This is a genomic window from Variovorax paradoxus (assembly GCF_000834655.1).
GTDB classification, from domain to species: Bacteria; Pseudomonadota; Gammaproteobacteria; order Burkholderiales; family Burkholderiaceae_C; genus Variovorax; species Variovorax paradoxus_F.
This window is the reverse complement of the sequence record NZ_JXQQ01000061.1, coordinates 12,311-33,022: the sequence shown is the minus strand read 5'-3', so window position 1 is coordinate 33,022 and position 20,712 is coordinate 12,311. Positions and strand designations below refer to the sequence as shown.

General features: G+C 68.4%; 13 protein-coding genes. 10 read left to right on the top strand and 3 right to left on the bottom strand.

The window, feature by feature from the left end; translation table 11 throughout:
• Nucleotides 1-20 precede the first annotated feature (20 nt).
• Nucleotides 21-992 carry a Bug family tripartite tricarboxylate transporter substrate binding protein gene (locus RT97_RS23035; protein ID WP_042581161.1) on the top strand — a complete coding sequence of 324 codons (972 nt, stop codon included), beginning with the start codon at nt 21-23 and terminating at the stop codon, nt 990-992.
• 24 nt (nt 993-1,016) lie between these two features.
• Here RT97_RS23035 and RT97_RS23030 read toward each other — a convergent pair whose 3' ends face one another.
• The 3 genes from RT97_RS23030 to RT97_RS23020 all read right to left on the bottom strand — a co-directional run bounded on the left by RT97_RS23030 (nt 1,017) and on the right by RT97_RS23020 (nt 12,813).
• On the bottom strand, nt 1,017-9,518 hold the full coding sequence (locus RT97_RS23030) for an autotransporter-associated beta strand repeat-containing protein (protein ID WP_042581160.1): 8,502 nt from the start codon (nt 9,516-9,518) through the stop codon (nt 1,017-1,019).
• A gap of 395 nt (nt 9,519-9,913) precedes the next feature.
• Nucleotides 9,914-10,654: a response regulator transcription factor gene (locus tag RT97_RS23025; RefSeq protein ID WP_042581159.1), complete on the bottom strand. Its 741-nt coding sequence runs from the start codon at nt 10,652-10,654 to the stop codon at nt 9,914-9,916.
• Nucleotides 10,651-12,813: a sensor histidine kinase gene (locus tag RT97_RS23020; RefSeq protein WP_253278295.1), complete on the bottom strand. Its 2,163-nt coding sequence runs from the start codon at nt 12,811-12,813 to the stop codon at nt 10,651-10,653. The genes RT97_RS23025 and RT97_RS23020 overlap by 4 nt, the downstream gene beginning before the upstream one ends.
• A gap of 451 nt (nt 12,814-13,264) precedes the next feature.
• Here RT97_RS23020 and RT97_RS23015 point away from each other — a divergent pair, with 451 nt between their 5' ends.
• The 9 genes from RT97_RS23015 to RT97_RS22975 all read left to right on the top strand — a co-directional run bounded on the left by RT97_RS23015 (nt 13,265) and on the right by RT97_RS22975 (nt 20,491).
• Nucleotides 13,265-13,444 (top strand): DUF3606 domain-containing protein, encoded by a 180-nt coding sequence (locus RT97_RS23015; protein ID WP_042581158.1) that lies wholly within the window; start codon nt 13,265-13,267, stop codon nt 13,442-13,444.
• Complete coding sequence (locus RT97_RS23010) at nt 13,444-13,701, top strand: hypothetical protein (protein ID WP_042581157.1); 258 nt, start codon at nt 13,444-13,446, stop codon at nt 13,699-13,701. Before RT97_RS23015 ends, RT97_RS23010 begins: the two co-directional genes overlap by 1 nt.
• A gap of 44 nt (nt 13,702-13,745) precedes the next feature.
• Nucleotides 13,746-13,895, top strand: coding sequence for a hypothetical protein (locus RT97_RS23005; protein ID WP_253278294.1), 150 nt, complete (start codon nt 13,746-13,748; stop codon nt 13,893-13,895).
• A 456-nt stretch (nt 13,896-14,351) separates the two neighbouring features.
• Nucleotides 14,352-15,089, top strand: a complete 738-nt coding sequence (locus RT97_RS23000) for a gluconate 2-dehydrogenase subunit 3 family protein (RefSeq protein WP_042581155.1) — start codon at nt 14,352-14,354, stop codon at nt 15,087-15,089.
• 12 nt (nt 15,090-15,101) lie between these two features.
• Nucleotides 15,102-16,862, top strand: coding sequence for a GMC family oxidoreductase (locus tag RT97_RS22995; RefSeq protein ID WP_042581154.1), 1,761 nt, complete (start codon nt 15,102-15,104; stop codon nt 16,860-16,862).
• A 13-nt stretch (nt 16,863-16,875) separates the two neighbouring features.
• Nucleotides 16,876-17,229 (top strand): c-type cytochrome, encoded by a 354-nt coding sequence (locus tag RT97_RS22990; RefSeq protein ID WP_042581153.1) that lies wholly within the window; start codon nt 16,876-16,878, stop codon nt 17,227-17,229.
• A 72-nt stretch (nt 17,230-17,301) separates the two neighbouring features.
• Nucleotides 17,302-17,961 carry a peroxiredoxin-like family protein gene (locus RT97_RS22985; RefSeq protein ID WP_052810728.1) on the top strand — a complete coding sequence of 220 codons (660 nt, stop codon included), beginning with the start codon at nt 17,302-17,304 and terminating at the stop codon, nt 17,959-17,961.
• A 284-nt stretch (nt 17,962-18,245) separates the two neighbouring features.
• Nucleotides 18,246-19,079 carry a DUF6502 family protein gene (locus RT97_RS22980; protein WP_042581151.1) on the top strand — a complete coding sequence of 278 codons (834 nt, stop codon included), beginning with the start codon at nt 18,246-18,248 and terminating at the stop codon, nt 19,077-19,079.
• Nucleotides 19,076-20,491 carry a DUF5666 domain-containing protein gene (locus RT97_RS22975; RefSeq protein ID WP_042581150.1) on the top strand — a complete coding sequence of 472 codons (1,416 nt, stop codon included), beginning with the start codon at nt 19,076-19,078 and terminating at the stop codon, nt 20,489-20,491. Before RT97_RS22980 ends, RT97_RS22975 begins: the two co-directional genes overlap by 4 nt.
• Nucleotides 20,492-20,712 lie beyond the last annotated feature (221 nt).

The window sequence follows — 20,712 nt, the reverse complement described above, 5'->3', positions numbered from 1 at the left end:
GGATCATCACGGAGACAAACATGAATAAATTCATTCGACTCGCCGGCGCCATCGCGCTCATCGCCTTTTCGCTCGCCTCTGCCGCGCAGGAGGCTTCATGGCCGACCAAGCCGGTGCGGCTTCTCATCCCGTCCACGCCGGGCGGCGGCACGGACTACATCGGGCGCACGCTTTCCACCAAACTGGCCGATTCGGGCTGGACAGTGGTGCCGGAAAACCGACCGGGCGCCGCGGGGACACTGGGCCTCTCGGAGACCGTGCGTGCCAGGCCGGACGGATACGACCTGGTGGTCGGCCAGACAGCCAATGTGTCGCTTGCGCCCTGGCTCATGAAGCTGACGTTCGATCCGGCAAAGGACCTGACGCCGATCGCGCTCGCGGTGGAAGCGCCGATGGTCCTGCTGGTCAACGATGCGTCGCCGTACAAGAGCTGGGCCGATTTCTCGAAGGCGGCCAAGGCCAATCCGGACAAGCCGATGAGCTTTGCCACATCGGGCACAGGCAGCGTCGCGCACGTGGCCGGCGTGGTGGTGCAGGATGCCAGCGGCTTCAAGCTGCAGCACGTGCCCTACAAGGGCTCCACGCCTGCCATTGCCGACCTGATGGGCGGGCATGTCGACCTGGCCGGCACCTCCGTTGCTTCGGCACTGCCGTTGCTGCAAGGCGGCAAGGTCCGTGCACTGGCAGTCACCTCGCTCAAGCGCAGTGCCGCATTGCCCAACGTGCCTGCCCTCTCCGAACTGGGCTACCCGAACTTCAACATGGTCGAGTGGTACGGCGTCTTCGCACCGGCGTCGATTCCCGCTGCCACGGCAGACAGGATCAACGCCGAGATCAACAAAGTGCTCCAGCGCGCCGACGTCAAGGCCGCAATCCTTGCGCAGGGCCAGGAGCCGAAATCAGAGAGCCGCGCGTCCTTCGCCGCGATGGTGAAGAGCGACAGCCTCCGCTCGCGCGATGTGATTGCCAAGGCGGGAATCAAGCTCGAGTGAGCTTGGGGCTGTCCCGCCTCGCAATCACCACTTCACGCGCACCCCCGCGCTTGCGTTGATCGAGCTGCCGACCCTCGAAGCCCCGCCCGTTGCCCACAACTTGCCGAACTCGCCGTACAGGCTCGTGCGGTCGCTCACCGCCAGCGTGAAGCCGGCGGCCAGCTCGGTGCTGGTCCCGCCGATGGGTGCGCCGATCGGCGTGATCGCCGCCGGGTTCACGAAGCGGGCGACGTCGTTGCCCTTCGAGCTGCGGTACACGTTCAATCGCGCGTAGGGCTGCAGCGTCCCGCCGGCGGTCGCGAAGCTGCCCTTGATGCGCACGCCGGCGCGGCCGATCCATCCGCTGTCGGCGTCCTGCTGCACGACCGCTCCCGCAATGGCCACGTCGTCCAGCCGCAGCCGCTGGTGGATCAGCTGCAGTTGCGGTTCGATCGACCAGCCACCCGTACCGATCGCGAAGGCCTTGCCCACCTCGATCGAGGCCAGCAAGCTGTTGCCCTTGCCCGAGACGCCCCCGCTCGCCAGCGGCTGTACCGTGTAGCGATGGCGGCCGGCCTGCAGCACCGCGTCCGCGTAGAAGCCGTCTTCGGCGGCATAGGTGCCATAGAGGCCGAGGTACTGGCTGCGCAGGTCGTTGCCGCCCGCGGCGTTGTTCAGCAGGCCGCTGCTGAAGCCGCTGACGCGGGTGTCGCCCTCGAGCTGGCCGACGTAGATGCCTGCGCGCCAGTCGGACGTCGCCAGCAGGTCGGTGCCTGCCTGCAGGCCGGTCATGCGCCCCTCGCTGTGCGGCGAGACGGTGCCGCCCTGGCGAATGTCCATGTCGGTGGAGATCAGCCGGCCCCAGGCGCGGCGATTGCCGCCGTCCGCGCTGGACGAGGCGCCCGCGCTGCCGCGCACGTCGTCGTCGCCGATGCGCTGGCTGCGGCTTGCGAGCATGCCCAGGTTGCTCTGGCGCAGCTGGCTGGGCAGCGCCGCGAAGAGCGAGGCCTCGGCGCGATAGGTCGGAATGCCGCCGACCGGCATGCCCGGCGCGTTCGGCGCGCCCGGTGCGACCGGCGCTGCCTCGGCGCGCAGGTACCAGTTCTCGCCGCTGCCGCTGGCATCGCCCGCGTACAGCCTGTACTCGAAGGCGCCGGCGTCGACGTGGCCGCCGGAGAGCGTGAAGGCGTCCTTGGTGGTCTGCGCGGTGGTGGTGGCGCCGTTGCGGGCACTGATCACCTCGATGCCCGCGCCGCTGGTGCGCGCGCCCAGGCCGCCGAGGTTGGCGATCTGCACCGTGGTGCGGCCGCTGGCGGTGGCTGAGGCGCCGTCGAGCACCAGGCGATCGGCGATGCCGGGGTTGTCCAGCTTCGCGCTCAAGCGCAGCAAGCCGTTGTTGCCGACGTAGGGGCCGCTCAGCGTGAGCGTGGAGCCGGGCGCGCTGCCCACCAGCGAGACGGTGCCTGCGTTGGAGAGGCCCGCCATCTGCTGGCTGAAGCCCGCCAGGTCGAGCGTGCCACCGCTGGCAACGACACCGCTCGAGCCCGCGCTGAAGGCGTTGGCGGCGCCGGCTTTCAGGCTGCCCGCGGCCACGCGGGTCTCGCCGCTGTAGCTGGCCGTGCCCGACAGCGTGAGTGCGCCGGTGCCGACCTTGACGAGCGAGCCGCCGGCGCCCGTGATGGCGCCCGAGAGCACCGCATCGCCGTTCAATCCGCCCAGGGTCAGTGCCTTGGCGCCGAGCACGACGTCGCCCTCCCCGCTCAGCGAACCGATCGCGACGCCCGTGGCTGCCTGGTCGATGCGCACCTGCGCGCCGGCCTTGATGGTCAAGCTGGCATTGCCGGCACTGGCCTTGTCGGCGAAGTCCACGATGGCGCCCGCGCCGCTGGCGATGCTCGCCTTGCCTGCGTTCGCGCTGTCCTGGAAGCGAACGGTGCCGCCCTGGTTGTCGATGGTGGCGCTGCCGGCCGAGCTCGTGCCGGCGAACTGCAGGCTGCCGCCGGTGCTGCCCGCGCCCGCGCCGGCCTTGGCAAGCGTGTAGGCCAGCTTGCCCGCGCTCGCCGGGCCGCCGAACACGAGCGCCGCATCGGCCGCCACGCTCACCGGCCCGGTGCCGAGGGCGCCGGTGATGCTGGTGGAGAGCGTGCCTGCATCGACCAGGGTGCCGCCGCTGTAGCTGTTGGCGCCGGCCAGCGTGAGCGTGCCCGTACCGATCTTGCGCAGCTTGCCGGTACCGCTCATCCCGCCGGCATAGGTGCCCGCGGTCTTGCCCTGGTCGAAGGCAACTTCGGCGTTGTTGACGATGTTGCCCTGCAGGCTGGTGGCGTTGCCCTGCAGAACGCCGCCCTTCACGGTGGTGCCGCCGGTGTAGGTATTGGCGCCCCCCAGGATCAATCGGCCCGCGTCTTCCTTGGAGATGCCGCCGGCGCCCGAAAGCGCGACGTCGAGCGTGGCCGTCATGTTGGCGCCTGCGGCCGTACCGTCGCCCACGCGCACCACGGTGTCGGCATTGTTGACGGTGATGCCGTCGCCCTGCACCACGTAGCCGTCGACCGCGAACTGCGCGCCGGCGATGCGCACCGCGCCCCCAGCGCCGTCCACGGTGACCGTGCCGGCCTTGCCGCTGAACACGGCGAACTGGTCCTGCGCCCAGTTGGCGTTGACCTTGCCGTCCATGCCGGTCCAGCTGTCCACCGAGGGCTGCGGGTTGCCCGCGCGCCAGGTGCCGTCGCCGCCGGCCACCTGCCCGTCGTTGTAGCCGGCGCTGTTGCCGCCGTCCCAGAAGTTCAGCGACACGCCCGCGCGATTGACCAGGTTCACTTGCTGTGCCACCGACGTCTGCACCTGCAGGTCTGCCGGGTTGGTACCGGCCGGCGCGGTGCCGATGTCCAGGCCGTTGTCGGTCAGCGTGCCGCCGTAGCTCACGAGGCGGTAGAGGCCCGGACCGAAGGTGCCGCCCGCGGACTGCGCGATGTTCAGCGTACCGTCCAGCTGCAGGTTGCCTGTGACGTTGATCAGGTCGTTCAACGCGCCGCCGGGCACGCCGGCCTGGCCGAGTTCGTAGTTCAACGTGGCGCCACCGGCAAGCGTGAGCGTGCCGAGCGTCAACGTGCCGGGGCTGTTGCCCGCGGCCAGGATGCCGCCGTTGGCGACGGTGACCGCGCCCGCGACGGTGCCGCTGCCTGCCAGCGTGCCGCCGCTCGCAACCAGCACCGTGCCGCTGCCCGTCGCACTGCCGCTCTTGTTGTTGACGCTCAGCGTGCCTGCGTTCACGGTGGTGCCGCCGGTGTAGCTGCTGGCGCCCGTGAGCGTGAGCGTGCCGGTGCCGGCCTTGACGATCGAGCCGCCCGCGCCGCTGATGGTGCCCGACAGCGTGGCGCTGCCGCCCAGGCCGCCGAGCGTGAGCGCCTTGGCGCCCAGCACGACGTCGCCCGCCCCGTCGAGCGCGCCCACGGACACACCCGTGGTGGCCTGGTCGATCCGTACCTGCGCGCCGGCCTGGTTGAGCACCGTGGCCTTGTCGGCCGAGGCGCCGTCGGCAAAGGCGAGCACGCCGCCTGCCGCGTTGGTGATGGTCGACGTGCCGGCGTTCGCGTTGTCCTGGAAGCGCACGATGCCTTGATTGCCGATGGGTGCCGCGCCCGCGTCGGCCTTGCCGCCGAACTGCAGCGTGCCGGCTGCCGCCACGCTCACCGCGCCGCTGCCGAGGCCACCGGTGATGTTGGTGGCGAGCGTGCCTGCATCGACGAAGGTGCCGCCCGCGTAGCTGTTCACGCCGCCCAGCACCAGCGTGCCGGTGCCGATCTTGCGCACGCGGCCGCTGCCGCTCAGGACGCCGGCATAGGTGCCCGCGCTCTTGTCCTGGTCGAAGGCCACCTCTGCGTTGTCGACGATGTCGCCCTGCAGGCTGGTGGCGCTGCCCTGCAGCACGCCGGCCTTGACGGTGGTGCCACCGGTGTACGTGTTGGCGCCACGAAGCACCAGCCGGCCCACGTCTTCCTTGACCAGGCCGCCGGCGCCGGTGAGCGCGACGTCCAGGGTCGCCGTGCGATCGGCGTCGGTGCCCGAGCCGTCGCCCACGCGCACCACGGTGCCCGGTGCGCCGAGTTCGATCGCATCGCCCTGCACCACATAGCCGCTGGCCGCGAATTGCGCGCCGCCGATGCGCACCGTGCCGCCGGCATCGTCGACCGTGACCGTGCCGCCCTTGCCGCCGAAGACGGCGAACTGGTCCTGGACCCAGGCGGCGTTGATCTTGCCGTCGGCGCCGGTCCAGCCGTCGCCCGGCACGCCCACGCGCCAGGTGCCCGAACCTCCTGCGACCTGGCCGTCGTTGTACTTGCCGGCATCGCCTCCATCCCAGAAATTCAGCGAGAGCCCGGAGCGGTTGACCAGGTTGACCTGCTGGGCCACCGAGGTCTGCACCTGCAGGTCCTTGGCGGCGACCGGCGCGCTGCCGATGTCCAGGCCGTTGTCGGTCAGGGCGCCGGTGTAGTTGATGAGCCGGTAGATGCCCGCTCCGAACAACCCGCCACTCGGCTGCGCAACGTTGAGCGTGCCGTCCAGCTGCAGGTTGCCGTTGACGTTGACCAGGTCGTTGAGCGCGCCGCCCGCGGTGTTGGCCTGACCCAGGTCGTAGTTCAGCACCGCGCCCTCCGCAAGGCTCAGGCTCCCCAGTGTCAGCGTGCCCACGCCGCCGTTGCCGGCCGAGAGCGTGCCGCCCTTGGCGATCGTCACCGCGCCGCTAGCCGTGCCTGTGCCGGCCAGCACTGCGCCGCTCTGGACCACAACAGCGCCGCTGCCGGTCGCGCTGCCGGTCGTATTGCTCACGCTCAGCGTCCCGGCCGCCACCGTGGTGCCGCCGGTATAGGTGTTCGCACCGGCCAGCGCCAACGTGCCGCTGCCCACCTTGACGATCGATCCGCCCACACCCGTGCCGGGCTGCGCGAAAAGACTGCCGTCGTCGGAAATCTTCCCGGAGATCAGATTGTTCGCGTTAAGGCCACCGAGCGAGAGCCGCGTCGCGCCGAGCACCACTGCACCGTCGCCCGAGAGCGAGCCCAGCTCGGTGCCGGTCTTCGCCGTCGAGCCCGACACGTCGACCGTGCCGCCCGCCGCGTTGGTGACCGAGGCATTCGCGCCCGAGGAGGTGTCGGCGAAGCGCACCAGGCCACCGGCCTGATTGAAGATCTTCGCGCTCCCCGCCGAGGCGGCCATGCCGAAGGCCAGCAAGCTCTTGTCACCGTTGGTGATCGTCGCGGTGCCGGCACTGCCGTTCTCGAAGAGGTTGATTGAGCCGCCCTGGTTGACGATGGCGGATGCCCCCGCACTTGAATTGCCGCCGAACTGCAGCGCATTCGGACCCGCGGTCGTCCAGCCCGCGCCATTCACGGTGATCGTGGCGTTGCCGGCCGTGGCCGTCTGAGAAAACGACAACGTGTTGCCGCTGTCCGAGCTCGCGGCGCGGCCCACCGAGTAGCTGTTGGCCCCCGCGCTCGCAGCGCCAAGGAAAGACAGCCTCGTCCCGTTGCCCTGCTGCTGCACCGCGCCGCTGCCCAGGGCGCCGCTGACCGTGGTGGTGATACCCGCGCCGTCCTTCAGCACAGTGCCTCCGGTGTAGTTGCCGGCTGCCGCCAGGCCCAGCGTGCCGCCATTGCCGGTGACCGTCAGAAGGCCGCCGCCGGTGATGGAACCGCCAAGGCCGTACGTGTTGTTCGACAGGTCGATGGTGCCCCCGCCTGCGCCGAGCGCGAGGGATCGCGTGCTGGTGAACGGCGCGGAGCCCGCCGCGATGCGCAGCGTGCCGCCATCCAGCGCCAGGCCCGTACCGGCCGCGCCCAGGTTGTTGTCCGCGGAAATCTGCAGCGTGCCGCCCTTGACCGTGGTGCCGCCCGCGTAGGTGTTGGCGCCGCCGAGCACAAGCGTGCCGACGTCCTCTTTCACCAGGCCGCCCGCGCCGCCGATCGCCGCGTTGATGGCCGCGGTCATGCCCGCGCCAGCGGCCGAGCCGTCGCCCACGCGCACCGTGGTGTCGGGTGCGCCGATGGTCAGCGCATTGCCGTCGACCACGTAGCCGTCGACCGCGAACTGCGCGCCGCCGATGCGCACCGCTCCGCCCACACCGGTGTTGTCCACCGTGACCGTGCCCGCCGAGCCGCCGAAGATCGCGAAGCCGTCCTGGATCCAGCCGGCGTTCGCCACGCCGTTGACGTCGGTCCAGTTGTCGCCCGGGCTGCCCGCGCGCCAGGTGCCGGTGCCGCCGGCGATCTTGCCGTCGTTGAAGTTGGCAGGGTTGCCGCCGTCCCACATGTTCAGGGCAAGGCCGCCGGTGTTGACGAGGTTGATCTGGTTGGCGACACCGGTCTGCAGTGCCAGGTAGCCCGGCGGCGTCGGCGCGCTGCCGATGGTCATCGCATTGGAGGTGAGCGTGCCGGTGTAGTTGATGAGCCGATAGAGGCCGGCGCCGAAGTTGCCGCCGGCCGACTCGCTGACGTTGAGCGTGCCGCCCAGCGACAGGTCGCCGTTGACGTTGAGCAGGTCGTTGCGCAGGCCGCCGGCCACGCCGGCCTCGCCCAGTTCCATGTCCAGCGACGAGCCGGCCGCCAGCGTCAGCGAGCCGGTGTTCATCACACCCGTACCCGTGCCCACCGACAGTCGCCCGCCCGCCGCCACGCTCACGGGGCCCGCGATCGAGCCGGAGCCCGCCAGCGTGGCGCCGCCGTCCACCGTCACCGCCCCCGTGCCCGTGGCGCTGCCGGCTGCATTGGCGATCCGCAGCGTGCCTTGCGCGACGTGGGTGCCGCCCGCATAAGTGTTGTCCCCGGTCAAGGCGAACTCATCCGCGCCCACCTTCACGATGCCGCCGTCCCCGGACACGGGCCCGGTGATGGCGAGCCCTGCGTTGCCGCCGACGGTGAGCGCCCCCCCGTTGCCGATGACGAACGCGTTGGCCAGCGAGCGGGTCGCGGCGTTCGTGAGGGTGGCGCTGCCTTCGACCGACACCACGCCCTGTCCGAGCGCCTTGTCGGTGCCGAGCGCGACCGTGTTGTTCGCCAGCCGCGTACCGCCGTTGTAGGTGTTGTTGCCCAGCAGCGAGACGACGCCGGCGATGTTGCGCAGGTCCAGCGTGCCCGCCCCCGATACCACGCCGTTGAAGGTGACCGCGCCTGGCACCACCACCGACAGCTGCCCGGCGGGCGCGAACAGGTTCACGCTGCCGAGCGTCAGCGCGGTCGGGCTCGTGAGCGTGACCGGCCCGCCGATGCCCAGCGCCGCGCCGCCAAGCGCCTGCTGGTTCGCCAGTTGCAGCGTGCCCGCAGAGGCCACGATGCCCCCGGCGAAGTTGCTGTTGTTTCCGCTCAACGCCACCGTGCCGGTACCGCTGTGGATCAGCACGCCTGCGCCGCTGATGTCGCTGGCGATGTCCGAGTCGAAGTCGTCGCGCATGTCCAGCGAAGAGCCGGCGGCCAGCGAGACCGTGCTGCCTGCCGCACCGGCGAGGTGGCCGATGAACGCGGCACCGCCAGGCGCCGTGTAGAGCTTCGTGCCGGCAGCCAGGCTCACGGCCGTGCCGGCGCTGAACGAACCGCCGGCGCCGAAACCCAGCGAGCCCGCGTTCACCGAGGCATCGGCGGGCGCGAAGCTGCGGTCCAGCAGCCAGTCGCCGCTGTCTTCCTTGATGAGTGCGCCGTCGAAGTTGGTGTTGCCGCTCACGGCCTGCGAATACACCTGCGTGCCGCTGCCCGCCAGCGTGAGGGTCGAGGTGGCAGTGCCGCCGGCGTACAAGGTGCCCTGGATCCGGCTCCCCGTGCGAAGGGTGATGTTGTTGACGCGATTGTTGGCAAGCAGTACATCGCCCTGGATCAGGCCGCCGTTGTCGAGCGTGATCTTGGTGTCCTGCGCGAAGATGCTGTACGCGCCACGGATCGTGGAGCCCGCGGTGTTGGTGATGCTCGCGCTGGAGTTCGCGAATCCCAGGGCGAAATAGCCGGTGCCGTCGATGACGCTGTTGCCCGTGTTCAGGATCGTGCCGCCGGCGTAGATCAACGCGCCGCCGAATCCCTGGATGAGGCCGCCTTGGGAGTTGGTCAGGTTGATCGGCCCATTGGTGGCCTGGATTCCGCGCTCGACGGCAACGATCGAGCCGCCGACGTTGTTCACCACCAGCCCGCCACCCGCCACGATCCCGGCCTTGCCGGTGATCGCGCCGTAGTTGTTGACCGTGACGTTGCTGCCGACGTAGATGCCCCACTGGCCGTTGTCCAGCGTCCCGATGGTGCCGTTGTTGTTGATGGTCCCGCCGTCGGGCACGCCCTGGAAGCCGCCGCTCGTGCCGGTGCAATCGAGCGTCGTGCCGGTCAGCACGCACGCGGCCCACGCGGGCAACGTCATGGCGAAGCCGGTGGCTGCGATCAGCGGCCCTGCGAGCCGCACTGCGCGGCCGGCACGTTGGCCGGTGCTGCGCTTGCCGCGCGAGCGCGTGGCCTCGGAGACAGCCACCCAGGCACCGATCGCGGCGTTCCAGATCGTCTTGTATGCGGTATTCATGAGCAGGTCTCCTCCTTAGCGGCGCTCAGGAAGGCACCGCGGCAAAAAGCAAATAGAAAGTGGTAGCGGCGCGCCTTCTCGAGCGCGTCAAGACATGGAAACGTCGGCTGGAAGACACGTCGATGCGTCATCCGGAAAACATTCCAAAGAGTGCGATTTCACGAAGTTGGAAGATTGGCTCTTCTCTTTTTAGGGTGTGGTAATTCGTATGCATTCCGTGCTTGCGCTCAGCACGAAATTCTCAAGCGCCCACATGGCTTTTGCACCTTACTTTTTCTTGCAATGGCGCGTGCAAAAGCTCCTGGCGAGCAGTACTTTCACCGATCGGATATGGAAGGTTCTTGCGGGTGGCGGCATGCGCGAGCCGCCAGGCCGACTGCGTCAAGCAGCGGCGCTCAAGGCTCGATGTTGGCGTTGCCCTGGAAGCTGTAGCCCTCGCCGCGCACCGCGACGATCGGCAGCTTCTCGCCGCTGGCCTGCTCGGCCTTGCGGCGAAGGCGCGAGACCGTCACGTCGAGGTTGCGTTCGTAGGCCTCGAGGCCCGGGCGGCCCATCGCCGCAAGCAGCGTGGCACGGCCCACCACTTCCCGCGGACGCTCGATCAGGCACTGAACGAGCCGCGCCTCTGCATTGGACAACTGCACGGGCTGGCCGCTCGGCGACATCAGGAGCCAGGTGGTGCCTTGATAGCGCCAGGGCGCCTGCGCGGCCGATTCGAGGACTGCGTTGCCGGTGGGCTCGCGCGCGGTGTGCGTGACCTGCTTCTCCTGGCTGCGTTGCAGCAGGTTGTGCAGCACGATCTCGAGCTCCCGCAGGTTCACCGGCTTGACGAGGTAATAGTCTGCGCCGAGGCCCAGCCCGTGCAGGCGATCGTTCGCCGTGCCGCGTGCCGTCAGCATCACGATGCGCATGGCGCTGCGCGATCTCAGCCGGGCGAGCACGCTGAAGCCGTCTTCGCCCGGCAGATTGACGTCGCACACCACGGCGTCGAAATCCTGGCGCGCCAGTTCCGCATCGAGCCCTTCTGCACTCTCGAGCCCGCTGGCGAGCATGCCCACGCCGCCCAGGTACCGCACCAGCGTGTCGCGCAGGTCGTCGTCGTCCTCGATGACCAGGACACGGGCCGCGGTGCTCATCGAAAGCCTCCCGGGTCGAGCAGTGCCATGTCGCTCTCGTCCCTGCTCAGCAGGCCCTCGGCACTTCCAAGCAACGGCAATATCAGTGTCAGCACGGCGCCCTCGCGGGCCCCGTTGGAGGCGGCCACGCTTCCGCCGTGAACCATGGCGATGCGGTGAACCATGTGCAGGCCCAGCCCGATGCCCGGAATGCGCCGCGTGCCCGCCGCCCGATAGAAGCGCTCGAAGACATGCGACAGATCCTGCGGCATGAAGCCGGGGCCCTGGTCGCACACCTGGATGCACACGCCCGGCACCGCCTCGGCCCCGGGGACGTGTTCGAGCGCGTTGCGCCGGATGCCGGCCCGCACCAGCACCGGGGAGTAGGTCGGTGCATATTTGAGGGCGTTGGTCACGAGGTTGTCCATGGCGATGTGCAGCAGCGTCTCGTCGGCCAGCACCGGCAGCTCGGGCGCATCGAGCACCAGCGAAATGCGCCCGCCGCCGCCGCCTTCGTTGTGCTCCTCGATCTTCTCGCGGAGGAATCCGCCGAGCTCGATCGGCACCAGGCACAGGTTTTCGCTCGAGGCATCGAGCCATTCGTCGGCCAGCAGCGTGTCCACCAGGTCCCGCATGCGAAGCACGGTGCGGCTGATCTTCTCCCCTTCCTTCTTGACCTCCTCGCGGACCAGCCCGAGCCGGTCGTCCGTGAGGATCTGTGCCGCGCCGCCGATCGTGCCGAGCGGCGTCCGGAACTCGTGCGACACCATGGCCAGCAGCCCGCGCTGCTCGCGCAAGGCCTGGGCCAGCTGGTCGTGCGTGCGATGGTGTTCGGCGATCTCCTGGCGCAAGTCGTGGGTGCGCTCGTTCACGCGCCGTGCGAGTCGCGCGCGATGTCGGTGCGACAGCGCCAGCGCTCGCCGCTCGCGATGGCGCACGCGCCAGCCCAGGGCGAAGAAGAACGCCATGATGTGGACGATGCCGCCGATCGCATAGCTGTACTGGGTGATCAGCGTGTAGGGCAGCAGCTGCAGGTTCTTGGCGAAGTGCACGACACCCATCAGGAGGTAGACCGCATAGCCGACCAACTGCGGCCAGGCGTGGATGTTCCGGCGCAGCAGCACGGCGCACATCGGCACGATGGAAGCTGCGAACAGCAGCCACGTCATGTTCAGCGGCAGCGCGATGCGGCCGTACCCGCCGGCCACGGCCACCAGGCACGCTGCCAGGCTCACGAGCGTCAGCACCTGGAATACGCGGTTCATGCGCGGAAACTGCCGCTCCATGTCAAGCATGGTCCGCGCGAACCCGAATGCGGCGGCAGTGTGCAGGCACACCGAGAAGTTGTGCAACCGCACGGCGGCCACGGGGCTGTCCTGGAGCCACAGGGAGGCCGGCATGTTCTCCGAGCTCGCGAAGAGCAAGCCGAGCGTCAGCAGGTAGCCCGCGTAGGCGACGAACCGGCGGTCCGGCAGCGCAATGCCCATCATGAAGCTCACCACCGCCATCAGCAAGGCGATGCCGGTGACGGCGGCGTCGGCAAAGTTGCGCTGCTGCTGCACATCGGCCAGTTCGCGCAGCGGCGAGACGCCTCCGACCAGGCTCAGCGAGCGGTCGCCCGCCAGCCGCACCCAGACCCAGCGCGGCTGGGTATCCGGGAAGTCCGGAAGGCGCACCGCCGGAATGGACCACGGCAACTCGCGCAGCGAGCCGGCCCGCATCCCGCCGAGTTCGCGGTGCGCGAACGCCCCGCTCGTGCCGCCATTGACTTCGGGCCACCACACGTCGATGTAGTCCACATACGGCGCATTCAGCCGCAGCCACCAGCCGCCCTCGAGCGGCTGCGCGATTTCTTCGGGCGAGGCCTCGATCTGGAAGCGCACCCACCACGCGCCTTTGACGTAACCGCCGTTGAGGGCGCCCGCCAGCGTTTCGAACTGCTGCTGGTAGGGAGGCGATGCCACCTGCTCGCGCGTCAGCTGGCCGGTGGGGTCGTAGTAGGCCTGCGAGTTCCCGTGGAGGTTGCGCTCGACGAGGCTCAGGTTCGCATCGAGCCTCAGCGGGCGGAGTTCGGTCTGCGCATGGCTCGGCGAGACCAGGCACATTGCCAGGAACAAGGCGAATCCCGCCACCGTGCAGATGGCAATGAGGCAACGGGCCGGCGCGAGATGAAACTTCAAGAAGGCGGCGCGCAAAGTTGCTCCTGGCGTCGAATCAGCGGCGCCGCATGACCTCAAGCTGCCGGTAGCTGGCAACTTGAAATTCGTCAAAAACATGGTGGCACGTCAAAGGCACCGTCCGAGCTTTCGTATTCGCGAGGGTGTTCCGCGGGAGCGCGCGTGCGCGGTTGACGACCTCGCCGCGCGGATTCTCGGCTACCGCCGCGGGACCGCACCTTACTTTTTCTTGCAGAGATTCTGCTCGATCACGGGAGCCGCCAACCGGCTCGATGAGTGCGGAGACCGCGAGGCTGGGCGCAAGACCGATACGGCCGGCTCCTCGGCTTCAGAACCGTTCCGGCGTAGGAGATGCGCTGTCATTCAAAAGCGCGTTTTGCGCATCGCTGGAGCGTCTTCGCAAGGCCAATCTGCGCATTCAGGTCGGCGCCGCCGATCTTCACCGGAGACAACGATGGCAGACGATCCCAGCAAGACAGGGCTGGACCGCAAGCTGATCGCCATGCACGAGCCTCATGAGGTGCGTTCGTGGATGGAATCGCTTGGGTGCAGCGAGATGCAACTGCGCGACGCGGTGAAGGCCGTCGGCAACTCTGCGGAGGCCGTGCGCGAATACCTTGCCGGCAAGCTTTGATGAGCCACATTCGGCGCATTGCCGTCCACGTCGACGAGCCTGAACCGGGACACTTTTACTGGGTGCTCATGGAGGAAGGTGGCGATGCGAGCCAATGGATCGAGCTCGAGTCGGCCGATGAAGCCTGCGAAATGTGGCTCGACGCGCTGCGGGCCGGCGTGCGAGCGCTCGAAGGCTACGCGCCCGACGAGCGGATCGGTCCCCGAACTTCCGGCGACGACGAAGACGCCAACCCAGTCCTGGAGCAAGAGACATGACGCCCAAGCGAGAACCCCGACCATCTGTCTTGGGGAAGCGACTGATGTTCACCCTGTTGGCGATCATCGCCGTGGTCGTCGTGGGTGTGCTGTATGCCTATGGAATCAAGGATCCTGCGAAGGGTCCTGGCAACCTGCCACCTGGCGGCGCTTCTGCACCGCATTCCGAGAGCGGTCTGCCGGCTTCGAAATAGGTCGAGGAATATCCAGGACAAGTAGCACCCGCCAGGTTGTGCGACGTCTGGTGGTAATCGCCGGCGACGTCGTTTGCGGCTACTGACGGCTTGCAAGGGCGCGGGCCGACTGCACCGGGCACCGCTTCACCATGGTTCTAGCGCCATCCGCCAACACGGCGAGATGGCGCTTTGCATTACGCGCCCTCCTCGCCATCTTCGCGGCGGCAAGACAGCGCTCGCTGTGCGGCGATCCATTTGCCGGCCCGGCGCTCGAGCCGGGATCGCGGCGACACCCTACGGACATCAGGCATTGGTTCGGATCGATCAACACGGCGGTTCGCTCGACCGATCTTCCGGACCGGGGGACCGATTCATAGCATCAAGCCATCGCAGCACGACAGCTCCAGGCCAAGGATCGCCTTCGCTGGCGCTGTATCCACAACAACCTTCGCTCCACGAAAGAAAAGTCTTCTTATGTCCATTCACGACAAGGAGCCGCCCGGCAGGCGCCTGTTCTTGCGCAAGATAGGCGGTGCATCCGGTGCGGCGCTTGCTGCGCCGGCATTGCTCGGCGGTTTTGCGGCATCGCCCGCTTCGGCGCAGAGCGTTCCGGCAGGCCCGCCCAGGGTCTCGGGCTACCTGTCGTTGGGACCGCAGGAGGCTGCCTGTGTCGAAGCCCTGGTCAACCTGATGTGCCCGGCCGATTCACTGACGCCAAGTGGCGTCGATTGCGGCATCCATGTCTACATCGACCGGCAACTTGCCGGTGCCTGGGGGCGCGGCGACCAGCTCTACCGGCAAGGACCTTGGCGTCCGGGCAAGCCGCAGCACGGCTACCAGTCGCCGCTCACGCCGGAGGAGCATTTCAAGGCCGGCCTCGCGATGCTTCGCCGCGAGGCCGAGCAGCGCACGGGCAAGCCCATCGACCAACTCGATGCGCCGCGCCTGGACGCACTGCTGCAGGACGCCGCCGCTGGTCGCATGGACAACGACCGCTACGCGCTGGGCGCGTGGTTCAACGACCTCTTCTACCCGCTGTTCGTGCAGGCCTGCTTTGCCGATCCGATCTACGGCGGCAACCGCGACAAGGCGTTCTGGCGCGCCGTGGGCTTCCCCGGCCTGCCCGCATTTCATGGACGCAACGTCGTCGAGTACCGGGGCCGGGCGTTCCCCGGCGCGACCAAACCACAGTCGATCGACGACTTCAGCTGACGGCCAATCGACATGACCAAGAAACTACCCAAGCGCTCCGTCGTCTTCGTCGGCGGCGGACTCACCGCCGCCCTCGCGGCACGGCAGATGATGAGCGCTGGCATCGACGTGCTGGTGCTCGAGCGAGGCGGCGACCATGCCGGCAGCGCCGCCGCAACGCTGCCCAACCAGCGCGACGAATTGCGCTGGGGCGTGCACAACGGCCTGGTCCAGAACTGGGCCAACGAAACTTACACCCTGCGCCACGCCGCGAGCGAAAGCGCCCTGCCCGTGCGCCGCATGGAAGCCTTTCTCCCGGGCGACGGCATGGGCGGCGCGGCGAATCACTGGAACGGCCAGACCTGGCGCTGGGCCGAATACGACCCGACGCTGCGCACGCGCCTGGAGTCGCGCTACGGCAAGGCCGCCATCCCGCGCGAGATGACCGTGCAGGACTGGGGCATCGGCTACGCAGAGATGGAGCCCTACCACGACCTGTTCGAGCAACTCTTCGGCATCGCGGGCCAGGCCGGCAATGTCGGCGGACAGCTGATCGAAGGCGGCAACCCCTTCGAGGCACCGCGCCGGCGCGACTTTCCGCAGAAGCCGCTCGAGGTCCTCGAGTCCGGCCAGATCTTCAAGGCCGCGGCACAGAGCCTCGGCTACAAGCCGTTCCCGCTGCCCGCCGCCAACTCGCCGCGCGCCTACACCAACCCCGACGGCGCAAGCCTTGCGCCCTGCCAGTACTGCGGCCACTGCGAGCGCTTTCTCTGCGAGGCCAATGCCAAGGCCAGCCCGATGGTGCTGCTCTATCCGATGCTGCAGAAGCACCGCAACTTCGAGATCCGCCTGCATTCCCAGGTCACGGGCATCGACTACGACAAGCGCGCCAGGCGCGTCACCGGCGTGCGCTTCATCGACCTGCAGACCGCGCAAGCGTACGAGCAGCCCGCCGATGTGGTGGTGCTCTCGGGCTTCACCATGACCAACACCAAGCTCTTGCTCACGAGCGGCATCGGCAAGCCCTACGACCCGAAGACCGGCAAGGGCACGGTCGGCAAGAACTTCTGCTACCAGGTGATGTCGTCGGTGCCGGTGTTCTTCAAGGACCGATTCATCAATCCATTCATGGCGTCGGGCGCCTCGCAGATCGTGGTGGACGAATTCAACGGCGACAACTTCGACCACGCCGGGCTCGGCTTCTTCGGAGGCGGCTACATCTACTCGAACGTGACGAACGGCCGGCCCATCAATGCGCGGCTGCTGCCGGCCGGCACGCCGCGCTGGGGATCGGCGTGGAAGCAGGCCAATGCCGACTGGTACTCGCACGCCTTCAACGTCTCCGTGCACGGCAGCAACTACCCGCACCGCGACAACTACCTGGACCTGGACCCCACCTACCGCGATGCCTACGGCGCACCGCTGCTGCGCATGACGTTCAACTTCCGCGAGAACGACTACCGCATGAGCGAGTACGTGACAGACAAGGCCGCCGGCATCGCGCGCGCCATGGGCGCCACGGCTGTCGGCACGCCGCAACCCCGGCGCGGCGACTTCGATGCGCGCCAGTACCAGACCACGCACACCACCGGCGGAACCATCATGGGCGCAGATCCCGCGACGAGCGTGGTCTCGCCGCGCCTGCAGCACTGGGACGCGCAGAACCTCTTCGTGGTCGGCGCGTCGGTCTATGCACACAACGCCGGCTACAACCCCACCGGTCCGCTCGCGGCGCTCGCGCTGCGCCTGGGCGACGACCTGGTGCGCTACGCCAAGCAACCGCGCATGCTGTGAGGAGACCCGCGCCATGAAATCACTTTTGTTCGCCGCCTGCGCCGCGGTCGTCATGAACCTCGCGCATGCGCAATCGACCGTGCAGCCGCCCAGGACCTGGGCGGCCTGCGCGGCCTGCCATACCGCGGGGAGCGCCGCCATCGGCCCGCCGCTGGCCGGCGTCTTCGGCCGCAAAGCCGGCTCGGCGCCAGGCTTTGGCTACAGCCGCGCGATGAAGAGCGCCGACATCACCTGGGACGACAAGTCGCTCGCCGCCTTCGTGACCGATCCGCAGCAGGCGGTGCCGGGCAACCGGATGCCTTTCGCGGGTGTGCCCGACGCGGGCGAAGTCGCGGAACTCGTCAAGTACCTGAAGACGCTGCGATAGCCGCTACGGCCGCTGTACAGGCGGCGCGCCCTCAACGCGCGCTGTTTCCCCCACCTACCGGAGTGCCATGCCATGACCTCTTCTGCGCCCCTCTTCGAATCCAACGACATCGCCGACGCCGTGTTCGCCGCCACGGGCGTTCCTGCCCGCGCCAAGCGCGTGGGCGACCTCGCGCCCGACGTGACGCTGCCCGATGCGTACGGCCGGCCCGTGCGTCTCTCGGACGCGTGGCATCGGGGACCGCTGGTGCTGGTCTTCTATCGCGGCGGCTGGTGCGGCTACTGCAATCTGCAGCTGCGCGCCTGGCAACGGCAGGCGGACGATCTCGCGCGGCTGGGCGCCACGCTGCTGGCGATCTCGCCGCAGACGCCCGGCAACTCGATGGACACGGCCGCGGACAATCAGCTCGCGTTCACGGTGCTGAGCGACTCCGGCCTCGATGCGGCCAACGGCTTCGACCTCGCGTTCACCTTGCCGCCCGACCTCGTCGACTTCTACGGCACGGTCGGCACCGACATCCCGGTGCTGAACGGCAACGGGCTCTGGGTGCTGCCGGTGCCCGCGACCTATGTGATCGACGAGGAAGGCCGCATCCGCTTCGCCCACATCGAGGAAGACATTCGCCGGCGCGCCGAGCCGCTGGAGGTGCTCGGCGTGATCGCGCAGATGGTTCGCGACCGTGGAGTAGCGGCTGTCGCAGACCAAGGAAGGGAAGCGGGTGGTCGTCTCTGAATATCTGGCGCCTTGAGGGGGAGTGCTGTGCGCGCGAGCTGCGGCACGTCGCTATGCCAACTGCACGATCGAAAGCCTGTGTTTCTTGCACGACGGGCGGGTCGTCACGGGCCCGGAACTGGAAGTCGATTCCCCTCGGTCAGTTTCAGACGGGAATCAATACAAACGTAGTCAAAAGCTTTCATACAAGCCCGGCGCGCAGCACAATAGACCATTGAAGATGGTCTGCGGCGTCGCCGTCGATCCTCCTCGAATCACACTTTCAGGAGCGGACACGTAGCTTCATGGAACACCGGCTGGACTGGGCCCTTGCCGCCTGCGCTCGCATCCTCCGACCTGTGGTGAGGCTCGCCCTCGCGATGGGGGTCAAGCATCCCCACCTGGAGGAGTTGCTGCGCGACCTGCTGATCGAGGAAGCGCAGCGCTCCTGGAAGGACAAGGGCATTTCGAGTCCCAACCTGAGCCAGCTGTCCGTCACGACGGGCCTGAACCGCAAGGCCGTGACCGCCAAGGTGCGGGCCACCGTCGACCCGCTGCCGCACACCGAGCTTTCGGCAGCCGCCAAGACCTTCACGCTGTGGCTGCAGATGCTGACCGAAAACGCTGCGTTCCGACGCCTGCCGGTCACGGCGGGCCAGACGGTGCCATCTTTCGAAACGGTGGCCCGCATGAGCAGCCGCGGCAACGTCCACCACCGCACCATCCTGGACGAGTTGATCCGGCTGAACATGGTGACCGAAAGCGATGGCGTGGCCGAGCTCACCACCGATGGCTTCGTTCCCGTGCAGGACCTGCAAGCGATGCTGGCCTTCCTGGGCGACAACGGCCGCGACCACCTGCTGGCGGCTGTCTCCAATACGCTGGGCGAGCAGCCCCGGATGCTCGAGCGCTCGGTCTACGCGCGCGGCCTCACGCTTCAGGAGTGCGAGCAGATCCACAGCCTGGTGCGCGAGCGCTGGTCTGCGCTGCATCACGAACTGGCGCAGCGAATGACGCAGGCGGTCGACCGTGCCCCGCCGGGTACCAACGGACGCATCCGGGTCGGCATCTACACGTACTACGAAGACGAGAGCGCCCCGCCCTCGCCTGCTTCTTCCAAAGGCGAGCACAAACCATGAGCACGACAAAGACACCCCGCCGGGTCATGCTCGGCCTGATCGCCGCCGGCTTCATGGCATTGCTTCTGTCCTGCGGTGGCGGCGGCGGAGGAGGCTCGACGGCGGGCTTCGGCGCTGGCATCGCCGCCGGAGCTGGCGCGGGCGGAGTCAACGGCACCGGCAATTCCGGCGGCGATGGCGCGAACAGCGGTACCAGCGCTGGCATTGGCACTGGCGCCGGCGCGGACGGTAGCGCCGATGGATCGGGCAGCACGGCCGGCAACGGCGGCACCGACAGTTCGGGCGTCGGCTCGGGCGGCACCGCCGGCAACGGCAACACCGACGGCGTGGGCTCGGGTGGCACCGGCGTGACCGCGGACGCCGCCGGCATCGGTGCGGCAGACGGGCTGGGCAGCATCATCCTCAACGGGCTGCGCTACGACACCGACAGCGCCACCATCAACGTCGAGGACGCCGCCGAATTGCAGATCGGCATGAGCGCACGTGTCGCCGGCAAGGTCGATGCGAACTTCACCAGCGGCATCGCGACCCAGGTCGTGTCGGCGGCCGAACTGCGGGGCGCCGTCTCGCACATCGACCTCGGGGCCGGCAGCTTCGTCGTGATGGGCATCGGCGTGAGCATCGACAACGCCACGGTCTGGGCCGACGCGAGCGGACTCGCAAGCATGGTCGATGGCAGCCTCGTCCAGGTGTGGGGCCTGCCCGGCGCGCCCGGAACCCTGCGCGCGACCCGCGTGCAGGTCGCGCCCAGCCTGACCGCTCCGCTGGTCACGGGCGCCGTCCGGAACCTCGACGCGGCAAACAAGACCTTCACGCTCGGCCAGTTGACGGTGGAGTACGGCGCAGCCAGCTTCGCGGGCATCGACACGACGTCGCTGGTCAATGGGGTGATCGTGCGCGCCCGCGGCACAACGGCGCCGGCGGCCGGCCGCTTCAAGGCGACCAAGGTGGAGGGCTGGTACGCCATCCCGCTGAGCGACGGCTTTGCGGTGCAGCTGGCGGGCGTCATCACCGACTTCGCCTCGCGCGGCGCCTTCGAGGTGCTGGGGACGCCGGTGGACGCCACCAGTTCGCTGATCAACGGCGGCCCAGCCTCCTCGCTCGGCAACGGCGTGAAGGTGGAGGTGGACGGCTTCATGTCCGGTGGCGTGCTGGTCGCGAAGAAGCTGCGCATCCGCAATGTGCCCGGCACGGGCGGTCCGGCGTCGTTCACGCTCATCGGCGCGATCGGGGCGTTCCACTCGGCCGCCGACTTCCGTGTTCGCGGCCAGCCCGTGGACGCCAGCGGGCCGGGCACGGTCTTCGAGAACGGCACCATCGCGAACTTGGGCAACGGCCAGCGCGTGACCGTCGTCGGAGACCGGGTGCTCGACGGCGTCCTGATCGCCCAGCGGGTGACGTTCAGTCCCTGATTCGCTCTCCTGGCGTCTCGCTCGCCCGCTCCAGAGGCGGGCGAACAATTTCCCGTATTGATTCGGAGCCGCTTCACGAGTGGCTGGCAAGTGCCTGGGCTCCCGGAAACGTCCCTGCCTCCTGTCGGCAAGCATGGTGTATGTACGACAAATGGATTAAAGTGAAAAAATCACATTTATTTCTCAATCGTCAAAACCGCCATTGCATCGACAGGAGCATC

Coding starts and splice junctions, on each gene's coding strand:
- RT97_RS23005 (WP_253278294.1), top strand. CDS start 13,746: ATGTTCACCCTGTTGGCGATCATCGCCGTGGTCGTCGTGGGTGTGCTG.
- RT97_RS23015 (WP_042581158.1), top strand. CDS start 13,265: ATGGCAGACGATCCCAGCAAGACAGGGCTGGACCGCAAGCTGATCGCC.
- RT97_RS22980 (WP_042581151.1), top strand. CDS start 18,246: ATGGAACACCGGCTGGACTGGGCCCTTGCCGCCTGCGCTCGCATCCTC.
- RT97_RS23035 (WP_042581161.1), top strand. CDS start 21: ATGAATAAATTCATTCGACTCGCCGGCGCCATCGCGCTCATCGCCTTT.
- RT97_RS23030 (WP_042581160.1), bottom strand. CDS start 9,518: ATGAATACCGCATACAAGACGATCTGGAACGCCGCGATCGGTGCCTGG.
- RT97_RS22990 (WP_042581153.1), top strand. CDS start 16,876: ATGAAATCACTTTTGTTCGCCGCCTGCGCCGCGGTCGTCATGAACCTC.
- RT97_RS22985 (WP_052810728.1), top strand. CDS start 17,302: ATGACCTCTTCTGCGCCCCTCTTCGAATCCAACGACATCGCCGACGCC.
- RT97_RS22975 (WP_042581150.1), top strand. CDS start 19,076: ATGAGCACGACAAAGACACCCCGCCGGGTCATGCTCGGCCTGATCGCC.
- RT97_RS23025 (WP_042581159.1), bottom strand. CDS start 10,654: ATGAGCACCGCGGCCCGTGTCCTGGTCATCGAGGACGACGACGACCTG.
- RT97_RS23010 (WP_042581157.1), top strand. CDS start 13,444: ATGAGCCACATTCGGCGCATTGCCGTCCACGTCGACGAGCCTGAACCG.
- RT97_RS22995 (WP_042581154.1), top strand. CDS start 15,102: ATGACCAAGAAACTACCCAAGCGCTCCGTCGTCTTCGTCGGCGGCGGA.
- RT97_RS23000 (WP_042581155.1), top strand. CDS start 14,352: ATGTCCATTCACGACAAGGAGCCGCCCGGCAGGCGCCTGTTCTTGCGC.